Origin of the sequence: Maritalea sp., assembly GCF_051251695.1 — a bacterium.
In the GTDB taxonomy this organism is placed as follows: domain Bacteria; phylum Pseudomonadota; class Alphaproteobacteria; order Rhizobiales; family Devosiaceae; genus Maritalea.
Window position 1 is genome coordinate 74,103 of sequence record NZ_JBPOEU010000008.1, and the last position, 18,274, is coordinate 92,376.

At 49.9% G+C, this 18,274-nt stretch carries 16 protein-coding genes and 1 other RNA gene; all 17 read left to right on the forward strand.

The features are described from left to right. The first annotated feature begins 30 nt into the window (after window positions 1–30). The 17 genes from ACSHWX_RS06325 to ftsA all read left to right on the forward strand — a co-directional run bounded on the left by ACSHWX_RS06325 (window position 31) and on the right by ftsA (window position 18,194). The gene (locus ACSHWX_RS06325) at window positions 31–981 is read left to right on the forward strand and encodes an ArsR/SmtB family transcription factor (RefSeq protein WP_435667352.1); all 951 of its coding nucleotides are present in this window, start codon (window positions 31–33) and stop codon (window positions 979–981) included. A gap of 19 nt (window positions 982–1,000) precedes the next feature. Next, window positions 1,001–1,912, forward strand: a complete 912-nt coding sequence (gene metF / locus ACSHWX_RS06330) for a methylenetetrahydrofolate reductase [NAD(P)H] (protein WP_435667353.1) — start codon at window positions 1,001–1,003, stop codon at window positions 1,910–1,912. A gap of 95 nt (window positions 1,913–2,007) precedes the next feature. After that, window positions 2,008–2,706, forward strand: a complete 699-nt coding sequence (locus ACSHWX_RS06335; RefSeq protein ID WP_435667354.1) for a TerB family tellurite resistance protein — start codon at window positions 2,008–2,010, stop codon at window positions 2,704–2,706. Between the two features lie 55 nt (window positions 2,707–2,761). After that, an RNA gene (rnpB, locus tag ACSHWX_RS06340) (RNase P RNA component class A) lies at window positions 2,762–3,138 on the forward strand. 165 nt (window positions 3,139–3,303) lie between these two features. Beyond that, window positions 3,304–4,284 (forward strand): 16S rRNA (cytosine(1402)-N(4))-methyltransferase RsmH, encoded by a 981-nt coding sequence (rsmH, locus tag ACSHWX_RS06345; RefSeq protein WP_435667355.1) that lies wholly within the window; start codon window positions 3,304–3,306, stop codon window positions 4,282–4,284. Beyond that, window positions 4,284–4,658, forward strand: coding sequence for a cell division protein FtsL (ftsL, locus tag ACSHWX_RS06350; RefSeq protein WP_435667356.1), 375 nt, complete (start codon window positions 4,284–4,286; stop codon window positions 4,656–4,658). Before rsmH ends, ftsL begins: the two co-directional genes overlap by 1 nt. Beyond that, complete coding sequence (locus ACSHWX_RS06355) at window positions 4,655–6,358, forward strand: peptidoglycan D,D-transpeptidase FtsI family protein (protein WP_435667357.1); 1,704 nt, start codon at window positions 4,655–4,657, stop codon at window positions 6,356–6,358. The genes ftsL and ACSHWX_RS06355 overlap by 4 nt, the downstream gene beginning before the upstream one ends. 11 nt (window positions 6,359–6,369) lie before the next feature. Next, on the forward strand, window positions 6,370–7,812 hold the full coding sequence (locus ACSHWX_RS06360) for a UDP-N-acetylmuramoyl-L-alanyl-D-glutamate--2,6-diaminopimelate ligase (protein ID WP_435667358.1): 1,443 nt from the start codon (window positions 6,370–6,372) through the stop codon (window positions 7,810–7,812). Between the two features lie 3 nt (window positions 7,813–7,815). Next, the gene (locus tag ACSHWX_RS06365; protein ID WP_435667359.1) at window positions 7,816–9,216 is read left to right on the forward strand and encodes a UDP-N-acetylmuramoyl-tripeptide--D-alanyl-D-alanine ligase; all 1,401 of its coding nucleotides are present in this window, start codon (window positions 7,816–7,818) and stop codon (window positions 9,214–9,216) included. A 23-nt stretch (window positions 9,217–9,239) separates the two neighbouring features. Further along, window positions 9,240–10,325 carry a phospho-N-acetylmuramoyl-pentapeptide-transferase gene (gene mraY, locus ACSHWX_RS06370; RefSeq protein WP_435667360.1) on the forward strand — a complete coding sequence of 362 codons (1,086 nt, stop codon included), beginning with the start codon at window positions 9,240–9,242 and terminating at the stop codon, window positions 10,323–10,325. A 98-nt stretch (window positions 10,326–10,423) separates the two neighbouring features. Beyond that, window positions 10,424–11,596, forward strand: a complete 1,173-nt coding sequence (locus tag ACSHWX_RS06375; RefSeq protein WP_435667361.1) for an FtsW/RodA/SpoVE family cell cycle protein — start codon at window positions 10,424–10,426, stop codon at window positions 11,594–11,596. Continuing rightward, a complete protein-coding gene (gene murG / locus ACSHWX_RS06380) occupies window positions 11,593–12,684 on the forward strand; it encodes an undecaprenyldiphospho-muramoylpentapeptide beta-N-acetylglucosaminyltransferase (RefSeq protein ID WP_435667362.1) in 1,092 nt (363 codons plus the stop codon). Before ACSHWX_RS06375 ends, murG begins: the two co-directional genes overlap by 4 nt. 12 nt (window positions 12,685–12,696) lie before the next feature. Beyond that, window positions 12,697–14,109 (forward strand): UDP-N-acetylmuramate--L-alanine ligase, encoded by a 1,413-nt coding sequence (murC, locus tag ACSHWX_RS06385; protein WP_435667363.1) that lies wholly within the window; start codon window positions 12,697–12,699, stop codon window positions 14,107–14,109. Next, entirely contained in the window at window positions 14,109–15,086 is a 978-nt protein-coding gene (murB, locus tag ACSHWX_RS06390) for a UDP-N-acetylmuramate dehydrogenase (protein WP_435667364.1), read from the forward strand. The genes murC and murB overlap by 1 nt, the downstream gene beginning before the upstream one ends. Window positions 15,087–15,088: 2 nt before the next feature. Then, entirely contained in the window at window positions 15,089–16,009 is a 921-nt protein-coding gene (locus ACSHWX_RS06395) for a D-alanine--D-alanine ligase (protein ID WP_435667365.1), read from the forward strand. Next, window positions 15,997–16,884: a cell division protein FtsQ/DivIB gene (locus tag ACSHWX_RS06400; RefSeq protein ID WP_435667366.1), complete on the forward strand. Its 888-nt coding sequence runs from the start codon at window positions 15,997–15,999 to the stop codon at window positions 16,882–16,884. The genes ACSHWX_RS06395 and ACSHWX_RS06400 overlap by 13 nt, the downstream gene beginning before the upstream one ends. Window positions 16,885–16,895: 11 nt before the next feature. Beyond that, window positions 16,896–18,194 carry a cell division protein FtsA gene (gene ftsA, locus ACSHWX_RS06405; protein WP_435667367.1) on the forward strand — a complete coding sequence of 433 codons (1,299 nt, stop codon included), beginning with the start codon at window positions 16,896–16,898 and terminating at the stop codon, window positions 18,192–18,194. Window positions 18,195–18,274 lie beyond the last annotated feature (80 nt).

Genomic DNA, 18,274 nt, shown 5'->3' on the forward strand with positions numbered 1-18,274 from the left:
TTTATATCTAATGTTTGCTTGGGGCAACTTGTGACGGCGCTTATAGAATTTGTGGAAATTTTGCGGGCAGCGGGGGAAATTACCCGGCTGCGCTTGCTTGCGCTGCTCTCGGAAAGCGAGCTGTCAGTAAAAGACCTTACAGAGATTTTGGACCAAAGTCAGCCCCGCGTTTCGCGTCATCTCAGGCTTTTGACCGAATCGGGCCTTGTTACTCGCCATGCCGAGGGGGCTTGGGCGTTTTTTCGGCTTTCCGACGAACCCGGTGCATCCATCTTGGTGGAGCACTTGCTTGAGCAATTGGACCGGACCGATACGGTGCTTCAAGCAGATGTGGGTCGGCTTGATGCTGTTCGACGTGATCACCGGGCGCGCGCGGCCACGTATTTTTCTAAAGTTGCTAAAGATTGGGACCGGGTGCGGTCTCTACATGCGCCCGAATCTGCTGTTGAACAGGCCATTTTGGATATGATGGATGGTCAGCGAGCCGAGCTCTTTATCGATTTGGGCACTGGTACCGGTCGGATGCTCGAGCTTTTGGATGGGCACTTCAAAAAAGGCGTCGGCATTGATTCAAGTCGCGAGATGATTTCTGTTGCACGTTCGAAGTTTGAAAATACGGGTCAACAGCACGTATTTGTGCGACTTGGCGATATCGGCCAATTGGAAGAATATCGTGCGAGTGCAGATTTTGTGATGTTGCACCAAGTTTTGCATCATTTCGATGATCCTGGACAAGCTTTGCAAAATGCGCGCTACACATTAAAGCCGGGCGGCAAAATTGCGGTGGTGGATTTCATGCCGCACGAGCTTGAATTTTTACGCGAAGAGCAAGCGCACCGACGTCTTGGACTGTCCCATGCGCAAATGGTTGCGTGGGCAGGCGCTGCGAATTTACGCGTATCGAGCCACAAAGAAATTCCGCACAACAAACCGGGTGGTGGTTTGACGGTGTGCATTTGGCATTTAACAGATCAATCCTGAAACGGACTGGAATAGAACTATGAGTGATACGCCAATTTCAAGCCAACCGAAGCGACTTTCGCGTCAATCGGGCTATGAGTTTGAAAAACTTCAATTGTCTTTTGAGTTTTTCCCACCAAAATCTGACAAAATGGAAGAACGGTTTTGGCAGGCGATGGATAAATTGGCGCCAATGAAGCCTCGGTTTGTTTCTGTGACTTATGGGGCAGGTGGCACCACCCGCGACCGAACAACACGCATTGTTTCTCGTATTGAAAAAGATACTGGAGTAAATGCGGCAGCTCATTTGACATGTGTTGGGGCGTCAAAGGAAGAAGTTGGCGATGTTATTCGAGGCTATCAAGAAGCCGGTATTTCAAGAATTGTTGCCTTGCGCGGCGATCCACCCGAAGGGGTTGGTATGCCATTTGAGGCCCATCCAGACGGCTATAAAAGCGCTGCAGAACTGGTTGCGGGTATTCGCGAAATCGGGAATTTTGATATTTCAGTGGCTTGCTATCCGGAAATGCACCCGCAAAGCCCACATTGGCAAGAAGATATAGCAAATCTGAAACGGAAAATCGATGCCGGTGCGAACCGTGCCATCACGCAAATGTTTTTTGATAATACCGACTATTTGAGGTTTGTTGACCGGGCACGAAATGCGGGTATTCACGCACCAATTGTTGCCGGTATTCAGCCCATTCATAACTTTACGCAGGTCGCAAGTTTTGCAAAACGCTGTGGCACAAGCGTACCGGATTGGTTGGCGGACAGGTTTGACGGCTTGGAAGATGATCCAGAAACCCACGCGCTGGTGGCTGCGGCAGTGGCCGCAGAGCAGGTTACTGAGCTGGTGGATCGTGGGGTCACTGAGTTCCATTTTTACACCATGAACCGGTCATCTCTGGTGTTTGCGCTAGCACGGTTGCTCGGACGGCGTCCGGCGTAAATCGTCGCAATTTTTGATTTCGCCCTAGAAAGGGCCGAAAATTGTTCTATATCTAGGCCAATCGAGCATGCCGCTCGGTTGGTGAGGGGCAACACATGTCAGTTTGGCAAATTATTTCGGAAAAGATCGGTTCCTTTTCAAATGGAACCGGAATTGCGGGATCGCTTGCCCAACTTTTTGACCCTGAAAATTGGTTGCTCGGCGGCAAAGATGCGGCATTTACCCTGTCTTTGGTTGCCTTGTCAGCGAAAATGGCTGCTGCAGACGGTGTTGTTACCGCCGATGAAATTCGAGCATTTAGGGAAAATGTGCAAATCCCAGCTGGTGCTGAGGTTCAAGTTGAGCGCATTTTTGATTTGGCCCAGCAAGATGTTGCAGGCTTTGAATCTTATGCCAAACGCATTGCGCGTCTTTTTCAAGATGATCACGGCGCGTTAGAACATGTGTTGGATGGTCTTTTTCATATTGCAGAGGCTGATGGGCTAATTCATGAAGACGAATTGCGCTATTTGCAGGTGGTCGGCGAAATCTTTGGCTTAAACGACGAAGAGTTTTCGCGCTTGGCGGCACGTCACGTTATGCTTTCTGATGTGGATCCCTATTTTTTACTCGGCGTTGACCCAGACGTTAGTGATCGTGAATTGAAAATCGCCTATCGGAAATTGGTCAGTGAACATCACCCGGATCGTTTGATCGCCAAGGGGGTGCCGAGCGAATTAGTGCAGGTCACAACGAAGAAATTGGCAGTGATTAACACCGCTTACGATTCAATATTGGATTCTCGTTCTTCATAGTTGTTAAGCGTTCGCTGCTTGACGTTTTAACTTTCACCCCATAAGTCATCCGCAGTCAGTTGGTTGGGCAGTCGCTGTTGCGCGAGCAATGGAGGAAAGTCCGGACTCTAAGGAAACACGGTGCCGGGTAACGCCCGGCGGGGGCGACCCCAGGGAAAGTGCCACAGAAAACAAACCGCCACGCTTTGGCGTGGTCAGGGTGAAAAGGTGCGGTAAGAGCGCACCGCAAGGTCGGTAACGAGCTTGGCAGGGTAAACCCCACCGAGAGCAAAACCAAATAGGGATGGCGTGGTCGCAAGACCGACCGGTTTTCAGGTTAGTCATCCGGGTAGGTTGCATGAGGTATTCTGGTAACAGATGCCCAAGATGAATGGCTGTCGCGCATAGTTTAACTATGCCCTACAAAATCCGGCTTACAGACCAACTGGCTTTTTTCTCTCATTTGAATCAAATGCAACACAAAATTAAGGCTCATTTGGGAAAATGCCTAAGAGGCTTGCACCAGGTTTGGGTGCGGCCAATGTTTTAGTAACAACGCCAAGTTCGGCGCTAGGGAGTACTGCCGGTCGTGTTTTATTGCACCCGGCGTAATATTGTTTGGCGGATCAATCACCACATATTTCAGTTCTTTTGGATGAAGTTGTTCGCTCAATTTCCCCATTGTCGGACAAGCATATTGTGGATGGGACATTTGGCGCAGGTGGTTATTCGCGAACGTTTTTGGCCGCAGGGGCAAACGTTACCGCAATCGATCGCGACCCCAACGTACTACCATTTGCTGAAAACCTTTCGGATGAGTTTGGAAGCAAGTTTAAGTTCGTTCAAGGTCGATTTGCTGACCTTGAGGCACTTGCCGCGCAAAATCATTTTGAGGCGCCCGATGCAGTTGTGTTGGATATTGGCGTAAGTTCTATGCAGTTGGATGAGGGGGAACGCGGCTTTTCATTTATGCGCGATGGTCCGCTTGATATGCGTATGGAGCAAAGCGGCGAGAGTGCATCCGATATTGTCAATGAACGCGACGAACGCGAAATTTCAGATATTCTGTTTGAGTTGGGTGAAGAGCGGCGCGCGCGGCAAATCGCCAGCGCTATCGTTGCGCAGCGAGAAATAGAACCATTTACCACAACGAAACAACTCGCGGACCTTATCAGCGAGAAGCTTGGCCGCAAGCCCGGTGGCAGCCACCCGGCAACCAAAAGTTTTCAGGCCCTACGCATTGCTGTAAATGCGGAATATGGCCAACTGGTTCGGGGTTTGTTTGCTGCAGAAGAATTGTTGCCAGCAGGCGGCGTACTTGCCGTTGTGAGTTTTCATTCAGTTGAGGACCGTATGGTGAAGCGATTTTTTAAACCGCAGGAAAAGGGCTCTCGTCACGCGCCAATGCATGACAAAGCCGCGTCACCTTGGGGTCAAATTTCAAAGCCAATTCGGTCGAGTGAAGCTGAATTGGAGCAAAATCCAAGGGCGCGATCTGCGACTTTGCGGTTTGCAACACGTAACAAAGAAGCTGCCCGTACGCTGAGCATTGAAGGATTGGGTGTGCCGGGATATGCGCGACGGGAGTTTTCGACCTGATGCGCGCATTTAACTTCCTTTTGCTTTGCACGAGCTTTGTGGCTCTTATTTTGGTCTATGGACAAAAATATCGAACCGAAGACGTTCAGTCGCAAGTGATTGAACTACAACGAGATATTACGTCGCAAAAACAAATACTGAATTCATTGGATGCGGATTGGGCGTATCTTAATCAGCCAGCGCGATTGCAATCCATTGTTGACCGACATGCTGAAACGCTTGGCATTGCGCCGATTGTCGTCGCCCAATATGGCTCATTGAGTGATGTGCCGATGCGCCCAGCAGCGCCAGATAGTGATGGTTTGGATGCACTATTAATGTCGCTTGAAGCAGGTATCGATCCAAACGATCAAGAAGAGTTGGTTGGCCAATGAGTGATGTGAGCAACGACATGGGCGTCCCGATTTCCATTGACGGAGCACGTAAATCTCGTGGCCATATGACGAGGAGCCGTATTCGGCTTTCTTTGGCATTGGCCATGGTTTTGTTTTCCATCGTTGCTGGCCGTCTGGTGATGCTGGCCACGGTTGAGGTTGATCAGGTTAGTCAGGGCCAAGCTCGACCAGCACTTACCGCAACGCGGCCGACCTTACTTGATCGCAATGGCAGCCCGCTGGCGATCGACATTCAGGTGCCGTCGCTGTTCGCAGAACCCCGTCGCATCATTGATGTTGATGAAGCTGTTGAGGCGATTGGCAAAGAATTTCCCGATATGAATCGCAAGTGGTTGCGGTCTCGATTGGATGGCGATGAGGGCTTCGTTTGGCTGAAACGTGAATTGTCGCCTCAGCAAAAAGAACGTGTCCTGCGTCTTGGCATTCCAGGAATTGATTTCGTTTCTGAATCGCGCCGGTTTTATCCTGGGGGTAATGTTGCCGCTCATATTTTGGGCGCTGTTAATGTGGATAATGTCGGCATTGCTGGCATGGAGCGGTTCTTGGATAATCGCGAAGTAGCGTTGCTGCAAGACCTTGGCTTTGCGCGTGATCGATCGTTGCAATCCGTTGATTTATCGATCGATTTGCGTGTGCAACATGCAATGCGTCGCGAGCTTGTTGATGCGCTTGAACGTTATAAAGCGATTGCCGCAGCTGGCGTGATGATGGATGTGCGCACTGGCGAAATTATAGCGCTGGTCTCGTTGCCTGATTTTGATCCGAACGTGCCTTCGGGTGCTCTGGAAGAAGGACGGATCAATCGTATCACAGCCGGTAAGTTTGAGTTGGGATCAACCTTCAAGACCATCACGGCTGCTGCCGCGCTTGATTCTGGTCGTGTTCAAATTACTGACCGTTTTGATGCGACCCAAGCTGTGCGGTTTGGTCGCTTTAGGATAGGTGATTTTCACGGCAAAAATCGCGTTTTGAGTTTACCAGAAGTGATTAAGTTTTCGTCCAACATCGGTACGATCAAAATGATGCAGGCGTTGGGTAAAGAGCGATTTAGAGCATTCCTGAAAGAAATCGGAATGGAAGGTAAGCCAGTTATCGAGCTGCCGGAAAAAACACCAAGTCAAATCGCCAAGAAGTTCTCCGAAGTTGGAGCTGCGACAGCTTCATTTGGGCATGGTCTTTCAGTGACGCCTTTGCAGTTGGTTACGGCTTACGCCGCACTGGTAAATGGCGGGAATTATATCACGCCGACATTGTTGCCGCGCGACAGAATTGGCGCGCTTGCGAACAGCAAAAAGATTGTAAGTGATCGCACCAGTGATCATATTCGATACTTGTTGCGTCTTAACGCACTTGAAGGATCGGGGCGAAAAGCTGCGCCAGATGGTTATCGGGTTGGCGGTAAAACCGGTACAGCGGAAAAAGTCGTCGACGGCAAATACTCGTCGGACAAACGCTTGAACATATTTGCTTCAGCGTTTCCAATGGATTCACCAAAATATGCAATGGTCATATTGGTCGATGAGCCGCAAAAAGAAGATGAAAAAAGCGGTCACACAGCGGCATGGAATGCAGGCGCTGTTACTGGGCGTATCGTTGAACGGGTTGCGCCTATGTTAGGGGTGGTGCCTAATCTTGATGAAGAACTAGATGCGCAGCTGGTACCAGCTGAATTGCGATAGGGGACGAAAAAATGGGGTTTTCCCTCCAAGAATTGCTTAGTGGTACAAATGGTGCCCAATGCGATCAAAATTTAACTGTTACGGGCATAACCGCGAATTCGCAAAAAGTTGCATCTGGCTTTGCTTTTTTTGCGTTACCAGGGTCGAAGTTTCACGGTAATGATTTTGTGCGCGATGTTGTGCGGTTGGGTGCCGTGGCGATTGTAACCGATCGTGGCCTAGACCATGATATTGGCGTGCCAGTGATTTTGGTCAATGATGTGCGAGCGTGTTTTGCAAAAGCGGCACGACTTGTGAACGACCCACATCCTGAAACAGCTGTTGCCGTTACGGGAACGAATGGCAAAACGTCCGTTGTGTCGATGATCCGCCAGATATGGGAGCTTAACGGTGTGAAGGGGGCCAGCATTGGTACGCTTGGCGTTACTGTTGGCGGCAGCACAACCGGCGGTGAGCTTACGACGCCTGACGCAATGAGTTTGCACCAAACACTTCATCAATTGAAAAGCGGCAATGTGGATCATATTGCGATGGAAGCATCCAGCCATGGATTGGATCAGCGACGCTTGGACGGCATGGAGTTTAAGGTTGTTGGATTTACCAATCTTTCTCGCGATCATTTGGACTACCATCAGACCATGGAGGCCTATCACGACGCTAAATTGCGCCTGTTTAAAGACCTCATGCAAGAAGGTGGCACATGCGTCATCAATATGGACGACGAGGAAGCAACCCCGTTCATGTTCGCAGGGCTTGAGAGAGGGGCGACAGTTATCACCGTTGGTGAAAATGGCGCTTACTTCGAAGTTACAAAAATTGAACCCGAAGGCTACGGTCAGCGTGTAACTGGACGCCTAGTGGGTGAGGATGCTGAATTCTATTTGCCGCTGGCGGGTAAATTCCAAGTGACCAATGCGCTAGTTGCTTTCGCCATGGCTGTTTCGACCGGTGTTGATAAAGACGATGCGTTAGAAAGCCTGTCAAAACTCCGGGGTGCTAGGGGACGACTGGAGTTGGTTGCCGAACACAATGGCGCTGCCATTTATGTTGATTATGCGCATACACCAGACGCTATTGAAACTGCATTGCAGGCACTTCGGCCATTTGCAAAAGGAAAGCTGGTTTCTGTGTTCGGCTGCGGCGGTGATCGGGATAAAGGCAAGCGCGGACCAATGGGCAAAGCCGCCGCTGAAAACTCAGATATTGCGATTTTGACGGACGATAATCCAAGAACGGAAGATGCTGCAGAAATTCGAGCAAACGTTTTAGCCGAAGCAAAGAATGTTGTCGAAGTTCCTGGCCGTGGTCCGGCAATTGAACAGGCAATTGGCCAATTGCAACCCGGCGACGTGTTGTTGGTTGCTGGTAAGGGCCATGAAGACTATCAAATAATCGGGGAAACCAAGCATCACTTCTCGGATCATGAGGTCGTTTTGAAGGCAGTAGGTGCTTAGCCCATGCCTTTGTGGACGCTAGATCAAATCCTCGCGGCCACGGGCGGCAAAGCTCGGTTTTGCACTGCGACAGAGTTCACAGGCGTGTCGATCGACAGTCGAGACATTTCTGAAAATGATCTGTTTGTTGCGATCAAAGGTGACCGTTTTGACGGTCACCAATTTGTTGACCTCGCTGTCAAAAACGGGGCAGGGGCCGCTTTGGTGTCCGCGCAATGGGCTGACAGCAATTCCGTTGAATTACCCCTCGTTATCGTAAATGATCCGCTGATTGCCTTGGAAAAACTAGGCATTGCTGCGCGGGCGCGCACGAAAGCAAAGATTGTCGCGATTACCGGTAGCGTGGGCAAAACATCGACAAAGGAAGCTGTCCGCCTTGTTCTTGAGGGTGCTGGGCGAACTCATGCTTCCATAAAATCATTCAACAATCACTGGGGTGTGCCGTTGATGTTGGCGCGGATGCCTCAGGGTACGGAGTTCGGTGTGTTTGAAGTGGGTATGAACCATTCAAACGAAATTCGCCCTCTTGTAAAAATGATCCGCCCCCACATGGCTATCATCACCAATATTGGCGAAGTGCATCTTGAGCACTTTGACGACATTTACGGCATTGTGGATGCCAAAGCAGAGATTTTTGAGGGATTGGAGCCGAACGGGCACGTTGTTCTTGGCGCAGACCATCCGTATTTGGAAGCGATTGAAACCCGAGCAAACGAGATTGGTTTCAAAGATATTCAAACATTTGGAAAATCGGAACATGCTGATGTGTGTGTTCAAAATGTGAGCCATCAACAGGACGGTTTAGTTGCCGAAATCACGTTGGACGGTGCCAAGCTTAGTGTGAGTGTCCCCCAGTTCGGTGAACATGCATTGATCAACGCTGCTGCGGCCATTGCTGTCGCCTCTAGTTTTGGCGTCGACGCTGGGACAATCGTAAACGGACTTCGCAAATTTACCGCCCCTGTTGGTCGTGGTTCTGTTTCCAAGCTCAAACTGGCCGACGGCGAAATTATATTTTTAGATGAGAGCTTTAACGCCAACCCACTGTCCATGCGCGCAGCATTGGCCGTTTTCGCGCGTAGAACAGCCGTAGGGTCCAAGATTGCAGTGCTTGGCGATATGTTGGAGCTCGGGGAACGTTCTCAAGAGTTCCATGAAGATTTGACGGATGCTGTATTGACGGCTCAAGCTGACCGGATCATTCTTGTTGGGCCGTTGATGGCGCATTTGCAGGCCAAAATCGGTGAAAAACTCAACGTTACGCATCTGAACGATACCGCTGATCTCACAGATTTGTTAAACGAGACCCTTGCCCCCGGCGATGTACTTATGATCAAAGGGTCCAAAGGTATTGGACTTGGCCCCATTGCTGCGGATTTGCATCAGCGGTTTTCTGAGCGCTAATAACAGACAAGGTTGAGAACTTAATGTTCTATTTCTTACAACAATTTGGTGAGCAGTTCGCTGCGTTCAACGTTTTTCGTTATCTAACGTTTAGAACTGGCGGCGCGACGATGACCGCGCTTTTCATGGTCTTTATATTTGGCCCTCATCTCATCTCGCAGCTAAAATCCCGTCAAGGGCATGGTCAACCCATTAGGGAAGATGGGCCACAAAGCCATCTGATTGCCAAAAAAGGCACGCCGACAATGGGCGGCCTGATGATTTTGCTTAGTGTGATCGTCTCAACCTTGTTGTGGGCGAACTTATCCAACCCATATGTTTGGGTCGTGTTGGGTGTAACGGTTGGTTTTGGCGCTATTGGCTTTTACGATGACTATTTGAAAGTTACTAAAGCGACAAATTCCGGATTTGGCGGGCGGCAGAGGTTGGTGCTTGAATCTGTGGTCGCTGCGATTGCCTGTTATGTTGTGTCTCAACTGGGGGAGGCACCGTTTTCAACCTCCCTTGCCTTTCCATTTGTAAAAGACTTCGCCCTTGATTTGGGTATATTCTTTGTTGTGTTTGGCGGCTTTATTATTGTTGCCGCTGGCAATTCGGTAAATCTAACTGACGGACTAGACGGTCTAGCGATTGTTCCAGTGATGATCGCTGCGGGCTCATTTGGGCTTATCGCTTATTTGGTGGGTAACGAAGTGTTTTCCGGCTATTTGCTGATCAATTTTGTGCCCGGTACTGGTGAACTTGCGGTGCTATGCGGTGCATTGATCGGCGCGGGTCTAGGGTTTTTATGGTTTAACGCGCCGCCTGCTTCGATTTTTATGGGAGATACAGGTTCGCTGGCGCTTGGCGGTATGTTGGGTGCAATTGCGGTTGCCACTAAGCACGAGATTGTCTTGGGGATTATTGGCGGTCTATTTGTTTTGGAAACCGTTTCGGTGATCGTGCAAGTTGTTTCTTTTAAAACAACGGGTAAACGCATTTTCAAAATGGCACCAATCCATCACCACTTTGAACATTTGGGTTGGACTGAAAGTCAAATTGTTATCCGGTTTTGGATTATCTCGTTTGTGCTCGCCATGATTGGCTTGTCGTCACTCAAATTGCGTTAGAACGTCAAAGAAATTTCAAATCGTTGCGAGTTGGTAACCAATCTTAGTGTATTTTTGTTCACTAAGTTGATCGCCAATGATGGAACACGATTAGTCACATGTTTTTACGTGAGCTTTCAAGAGAGAGAAAAACACCCCTCGCGGAATGGTGGTGGACAATTGATCGGCCTTTGCTGGCCGCATTGATTGGTCTGCTTGCTGCCGGGGTGATGATGTCATTTGCTGCCAGTCCAGCTGTTGCTGTTCGCATTGGATTGAGCGAATGGCACTTTATTATTCGCCATATCATATTTCTGGTGCCAACCATTGGAGTGTTGGTGGTCGGTTCATTTTTGCCCCCTCGGCGCGCAAGGCATTTGGCGCTGGCGGTGTTGGTGATTATGGGCACCATGATGGCGCTAACATTGTTTGTTGGAACAGAGATCAAAGGCTCTCAGCGTTGGATTTCATTGGTCGGGTTCTCCATTCAGCCTTCTGAATTTGTAAAACCTGCCTTCGCTATTATCTCGGCATGGCTGATTTCCGAACAAATGAAAACACCCGGTATGCCCGGACATTTAATGGCAGTGGCAATTCTGGGGGGGATCGTTGGAATTTTACTGTTGCAACCAGACATTGGACAAACCGCCTTGGTGGTTTTGACTTGGGCCGGGTTGCTGTTCATCTCTGGAATTTCATGGTGGGTGATTTTGGCCCTTGGTGGTGTTTCAATTGCTGGTATTACCGCCGCATATTTCATGTTTCCGCACGTTACCCGAAGATTTGATGCATTTTTAAACCCTGAAACGGGCGACAATTATCAAGTCGAAAAAGCTCTTCAATCACTGCTTGAGGGCGGGTGGTTTGGTTTAGGTCCGGGCGAGGGCGTCGCGAAGCGCGCATTGCCGGATGCCCATGCCGATTTCGTCTTTTCAGCTGCAGCCGGTGAATTTGGAATTCTGTTTTGCCTTGGTTTGGTCGCTTTGATCGCGTTTGTGGTTGCACGTAGTCTTTTTCTAGCACAGCTACAGCAAAATCTTTTTTCACGTTTGGCGATCAGTGCGATAGCAATTCAATTCGGTATGCAAGCTTCAATAAACCTATTGGTGAACCTCAACCTCATTCCACCTAAAGGGATGACGCTGCCGTTCGTTTCGTCTGGCGGAACGTCCATGATGGCCATTGCTTTTGGCATGGGGATTTTGTTGGGATTGTCGCGCCGTAAGCCGGAACAAACCATTCAATCGGGTCTTCCAGCGTTTCGCGCTATGCCCAATCACGAGGTTGCATGAGCAAGTTTATTTTAGTGGCCGGCGGGACGGGCGGACATTTGTTTCCGGCGCAGGCTTTGGCAAATGAGTTGATCCGGCGCGGGCATAAAGTTCAGTTGATGACCGATCGTCGTGCGAACAATTTCGCCGACGATTTTCCTGCTGATAAAGTTCATATCATCCCTGCTGCGACACCAAACCTGCGCAGTCCGGTTAAAACCTTTCAAGCTGGTGTTACAATCCTGCAAGGCTTGGCAAAGGCATATGGGGTTTTAAAAAAAGAAGACCCTGACGCGATCATTGGATTTGGCGGGTATCCAACATTTCCACCGGTGCTTGGGGCGTCATTGCTCGGTATTCCGAGCGTTTTGCATGAAGCGAATTCTGTGTTGGGTCGCGCTAATCGTGCGCTTGCCAGATTTGCCGATATTGTAGCGCTTGGTTTTACGAAAACCAAATACGCCGAAAAGTTTTCTGAAAAATGTGTGATGACGGGCAATCCAGTGCGTGATCAAGTCTTTGAAGCAGCGAAAAAGCCATATCCCGCGATTGATGATCAATCGCCAATTCACTTGTTGGTCACCGGGGGCTCTCAAGGTGCGCAAATCTTTTCGGATGTTTTGCCCGGCGCGATGATGAATTTGCCTGATGAGTTGAAAAACCGTATCCGCTTGGTCCAGCAATGTCGTCAGGAAGACATGAAGCGCGCGACTTCGGTTTACGCTGAAAACCGGCTCAATGTTGAACTGGCACCTTTTTTCAAAGACCTGCCGCGCCGCATTTCTAACGCGCATCTGGTGATTTGTCGATCAGGCGCGAGCACCATTGCTGAAATGTCGGTTATCGGGCGGCCCGGAATTTACGTGCCATTTCCCGGATCTGTCGATCAGGACCAATTGCACAATGCACAGAACATGGTCGAAGCCGACGCAGGTGTCATCATCGAGCAGAGTACACTTTCACCGCTATCATTGGCGAAAGAACTCACGATTATTCTAAGCGACGAGCAAAAGCTGCAAAAAATGGCAATGAACGCGAAAACACTTGGCATGCATGATGCCGTTCAGCAATTGGCAAAAGTTGCTGAAAAAGCCGCACAAGAAGAGTAGGAGAGCATCGAGATGAAGATGCCACAAAATATTGGTCCAGTTCATTTCGTCGGTATCGGCGGTATTGGAATGAGCGGTATAGCTGAAGTATTGCACAATCAGGGCTACGAAGTTCGCGGGTCGGACTTGTCGCTGAACCCAAACGTGCAGCGCTTGCAGGATAAAGGCATTCATGTCGACATTGGCCAGCGGGCAGAAAATTTAGACAATGCTGCTGTTGTTGTGATCTCATCGGCGATTAACGCGGACAATCCAGAATTGATCGCGGCCCGGCAACGTTCGTTGCCCGTGGTTCGGCGTGCTGAAATGCTGGCTGAAATTATGCGGTTTAAGAACGCTGTTGCTATCGGCGGCACGCATGGCAAAACCACAACCACCTCGCTAGTTGCGAGTTTGCTGGATGCTGGCGGTGTGGACCCTACCGTTATCAACGGCGGTATCATCAATGCTTATGGCACCAATGCGCGCTTGGGTGACGGGGATTGGATGGTTGTAGAAGCTGACGAGAGCGACGGCACATTCGTTAAGCTGCCTGCAGACGTTGCAGTTGTTACCAATGTGGATGCAGAACATCTCGACCATTATGGTGATTTTGAAGCTGTGCAGAATGCGTTTTTAACTTTTGTCGAAAACGTTCCCTTTTATGGCTTCGCGGTGATGTGTCTTGACCATCCTACGGTGCAAGACCTTGTGGGCAAGGTGACAGATCGCCGGATCGTTACTTATGGACAAAATCCGCAAGCCGATGTTCTTCTTAAAGACGTTCGCACCAGGGACGGAAAGTCGCTGTTCTCAGTGGAAATTCGGGATCGTCTGGCAGGCACTTCGATTTTGATTGATGATTTGGTTCTGCCGATGCCAGGCATTTACAATGTTTTGAACGCCACAGCGGCCATAGCTGTTGCGCATCAATTGCATGTTGAGCCGGATGATATCCGTCGGGGGTTGAATGAATTTTCTGGCGTAAAACGCCGCTTCACCACCGTTGGCGAAGTCGCTGGTGTCAGGGTGATCGACGATTATGCGCACCACCCGGTTGAGATATCGTCAGTGCTAAAGGCCGCTCGATCGGCCACAAAAGGCGATATCATCGCGGTGGTGCAACCTCATCGATATTCGCGTTTAGATGATCTATTTGAAGATTTTGCGAGCAGTTTTAACGACGCTGACACGGTTTTGGTTGCGCCGGTTTTTTCTGCTGGGGAAGAGCCAATTGATGGCGTAAGTCACGAAAGCTTGGTTGATCGACTTCGCGCAAAGGGACACCGGGATGCGCGGGTGGTTGATCGGCCTGAAGCATTGGCACCTATTTTGGCGTCGCGGGTTTCGAAGGGGGATTATGTTGTTTGCCTGGGGGCGGGTTCAATTACGCAGTGGGCGGCAACGCTGCCAAGTGAACTCGAAGCCCTTATTGGAGGTAAATAATGAGTTTCCCTGATCTTTTGCCTCAATTCGCGGACTGGATCGACGGCGTGCGTGGCCGCTTGGTGCCCAACCAGTTGATGTCAGAAATCACATGGTTTCGTGTTGGCGGCCCGGCGCAATTGTTTTTTCAGCCGAAAGACGAAGAGGATTTGCAATATTTCCTCAAGAACCTTCCTGCCGACATCAAAATTACAGTGATCGGTTTGGGGTCAAACTTACTCATTCGGGATGGTGGTTTGGACGGGGTTGTTATCCGTTTGTCAGCTAAAGGCTTTGGTCGTGCTGAAGTTTTGGGTGAACATAAAATTCGCGTTGGCACAGCCATGCCGGATGTGAAAGTGGCGACCGCTGCGGCTGACGCTGGCATTGATGGGTTGACCTTTTACCGGGGCATTCCGGGCGGCATTGGCGGCGCGCTTTATATGAATGCGGGGTGTTATGGCACGGAAACAAAAGACCGGGTGGTCGAGTTGCGTGGCGTAAACCGTGACGGCGAAATTGTGACATTGTCCAACGCCGACATGGGTTACAAATACCGCAAGAACAATGGACCGCGTGGCGTGATTTTTACCTCAGCTGTCTATCAAGGTTTTGCGGGCGACGTTGACGATATCAAAGCCCGGATGAAAGAGATCACTGAAACCCGCGAAGGTTCCCAGCCAACCCGCGCTCGGACTGGTGGTTCTACATTTAAGAACCCTGAAGGTCATTCGAGCTGGAAATTGGTAGATGCGGCAGGGTGTCGTGGATTGCAAGTCGGCAATGCGCAGGTTTCAGAAAAGCACTGTAATTTTTTGCTCAATCTTGGTGATGCAACTGCGCACGATATTGAAACTTTGGGCGAAACAGTCCGCAATAAGGTTCGTAAAAATTCCGGAATAGAGTTCCATTGGGAAATCCGACGGATGGGCCATTTCGTGCCTGGTCAAGAAGTGCGCGAATTCTTGGACGGTGATGTCTTCACCGGTCAGGTGTAACAATGGATAAGCATGTTGCCGTTTTGATGGGTGGGTGGACAAATGAACGCGAAGTGTCGCTGGCGTCGGGCCGCGACTGTGCTGCCGCGTTGGAGCGTTCAGGATATAAAGTCACGTCAATAGACGTTGACCGAGATCTCGCAGAACGTTTGACGGCCACTAAACCTGACGTGGTCTTTAACGCGTTGCACGGCAAATTTGGCGAAGACGGCACCGTGCAGGGTATGCTTGAAATTATGGGTATTCCATACACCCATTCAGGCGTTTTGGCGTCGTCATTGGCGATGGATAAACATCAATCAAAGATCATGTTTAAAGCTGCGGGTGTTCCAGTAACTGATCATATTATCGCCCATCGCGAAGAGATTGCCGCGCGCCACCAGATGCCGCCGCCCTATGTGGTAAAGCCATATGATGATGGGTCTAGCGTTGGGGTTTTCTTAATCAAGCATGACAGTGCGCATCCGCCGCAAGAAATTTTGCGCACCGATTGGAAAGGTAGCGATCATTTGATGGTCGAATGTTACATTCCGGGACGCGAATTGACATGCGCTGTTATGGGTGGTGTTGCCCTAGGTGTGACCGAGATTGTTACTGATTTGCACTTTTATAATTATGAGGCGAAATATGCCGAAGGCGGCTCAACGCACATTTTGCCAGCGCAAGTTTCACCGAAAATTTACCAGAATGTACAAAAACTAGCATTGAAGGCCCATGAAGCATTGGGGTGTCGCGGCGTTACACGAACAGATTTTAGGTTCATGGAAACCGCAGACGGTGATGGCGAGTTGATTTGTCTTGAAATTAACACGCAACCCGGCATGACGCCAACATCATTGGTGCCAGAAATTGCCGGACATGCAGGACACAGTTTTGAAGAACTGGTGTCTTGGATTGTGGAGGATGCGAGTTGCAACAGATAAAGCGTGATCGAACAGGCAAAGCAATTGCGATGGCTCAACCGTTGGGCGCTGACCTGATTTTTCGTCGTGCAACCCACGTTGTTGTCGCGCGTTGGCGCAATCTTTGGGTGTTGCATAAGCGATTGGCCGTCCGTCTGATCGCATTGCTTTTGGTTGCAGGAATTGGCGCCGCAGGTCTTTATAGTCGAAACCATCTTGCCAACTATTGGAGCGATGTCTCCGGTGGAACATCTGCTTTGTTTGCTCAAGCTGGTCTTTCGGTCGCTGAATTGTCACTTTCTGGTTATGCGCTCACAAATGAGGAGTTGCTTTTCGAAGCAGTTGGGCTTGAAGCCAACCTATCGCTTGTTAATTTTGATGCTGACGCCGCACGGTTGCGGCTTGAAGCATTGCCCAGCATTGAAACCGCAACCATTCGGAAGATTTACCCCAATTCGTTGATCGTTGATTTGACCGAGAAAAAACCGGTTGCGATTTGGATTGTTGATGGGGTCAATTTTGCAATTGATCAAAACGGAAACCGGATCGCGCCAATTGAGACCCCAATTGAGGGACTGCCAATGTTCATTGGTGATGGTGCTGCGGATGACGTGCCGGCTTTCATCACTATGCTAAATAAATTTCCGGCGCTGACCGAAGGGCTATTGGCATCGAGCCGCATTGGTGATCGTCGGTGGGATCTGATTTACGATTTCGGGCTGCGCATTATGTTGCCTGAAACGGGCGTCGAGCAGGCGCTAACACAAATTGCGCAGCTTGAAACAGAGCAGCAATTATTTGCGCGTGATATTGAAGTTTTGGACATGCGGATTGCCGACTATTTGGCAGTTCGCGTAGTTGACCGCACACCAGTCGAAGAGGAAATTGCGCAATGATGAGTGAAGCCATGACTGCTCGTCTGAAACCAGTCCAGCCGGGCAGGGCCAGTTTGATTTCTGTTTTGGATATTGGGTCGACAAAGATTTGCTGCGTTGTGGCGCGGCTTAGCCCATGTGACGAGGGCAAGGCCCTAAAGGGACGCACGCACAGCGTACAGGTCTTAGGCTTTGCCTATGGGCCTTCTGCTGGTGTTAAAGGCGGCGTGGTGACTGACATCGAGCAAGCCGAGCAAGCTGTCCGGTCAGTTGTTGGTATGGCAGAACGCAATGCTGGGGTGACGGTTCAGTCTGTTGTTGTAAATATTTCATCGGGTCGACTTGGGTCCGAAACATTTTCAGCAAGCGTGTCGCTTGATGGACATGAGGCAGAAGACCGCGATCTTGAAAAAGTGCTGCGGGTTGTAAACGACCGTTCTATTCGCGACGATCGCTCTGTTTTACATGCCTTGCCGATTGGATATTCTTTGGATGGTCATAGTGGCATCCGTGATCCGCGTGGCATGGTGGGGCAGACATTGGGCGTTGATGTTTCGGTTATTACAGCTGAAACGCTGGCGATGCGAAATGTGGAGCTTGTTCTTAATCGTTGTCACCTGCAAGTTCAGGCTTTTATGGCGACGCCATATGCAAGTGGCTTGTCGGCACTGGTTGATGATGAAGCGTCATTGGGCGTTGCGGCGATTGATTTTGGTGGCGCGACCACCACACTGAGTGTCTTTAAAGATGGATATTTGGTCTATGCGGATGCATTGGCAGTTGGCGGGCACAATATTACTCTTGATATTGCTCGGCAACTTTCGGTGAGCATTGAAGACGCCGAGCGCCTTAAAACGCTCTATACGAGTGTTTTGCCCGGCCAAACCGATGAACGAGATTTGGTTTCAATTCAGCCCGTGGGTTCCCAGCAAAACGAAGCGCCCACTCAAATTCCCCGCGCTGCCTTAACGCGAATTGTTAGGCCAAGGGTTGAAGAAATTCTAACTGTGTTGCGCGACCGCATGGTTGCGACCGGCATGATGGATGTTTGTGGTAGGCGTTTCGTTTTAACGGGCGGGGGCAGCGAACTGACTGGGTTGTCTGAACTCGCACGTCGCATTCTTGCACGCAATGTGCGTCAGGGGCGACCTTTAGGCGTGTCTAACCTGCCTGCCGTGGCGAAAGGCCCAGCATTTTCAACCGTGGTGGGTATGCTTATCTATCCCCAAGTGTGTGAGCTTGAATATGTCGAGCCCGTCGTTCAACGCAAACTAACAGGCACTGACGGCTACTTCTCACGCGTTGGCAACTGGCTCCGGACAAGTTTTTAAGTTTTCGTTAAGCTAAACATATTGTTTAATAATACTTATTCGAAATGCAAAATGCATTAAAGTTAATGAAAATGCTCAAA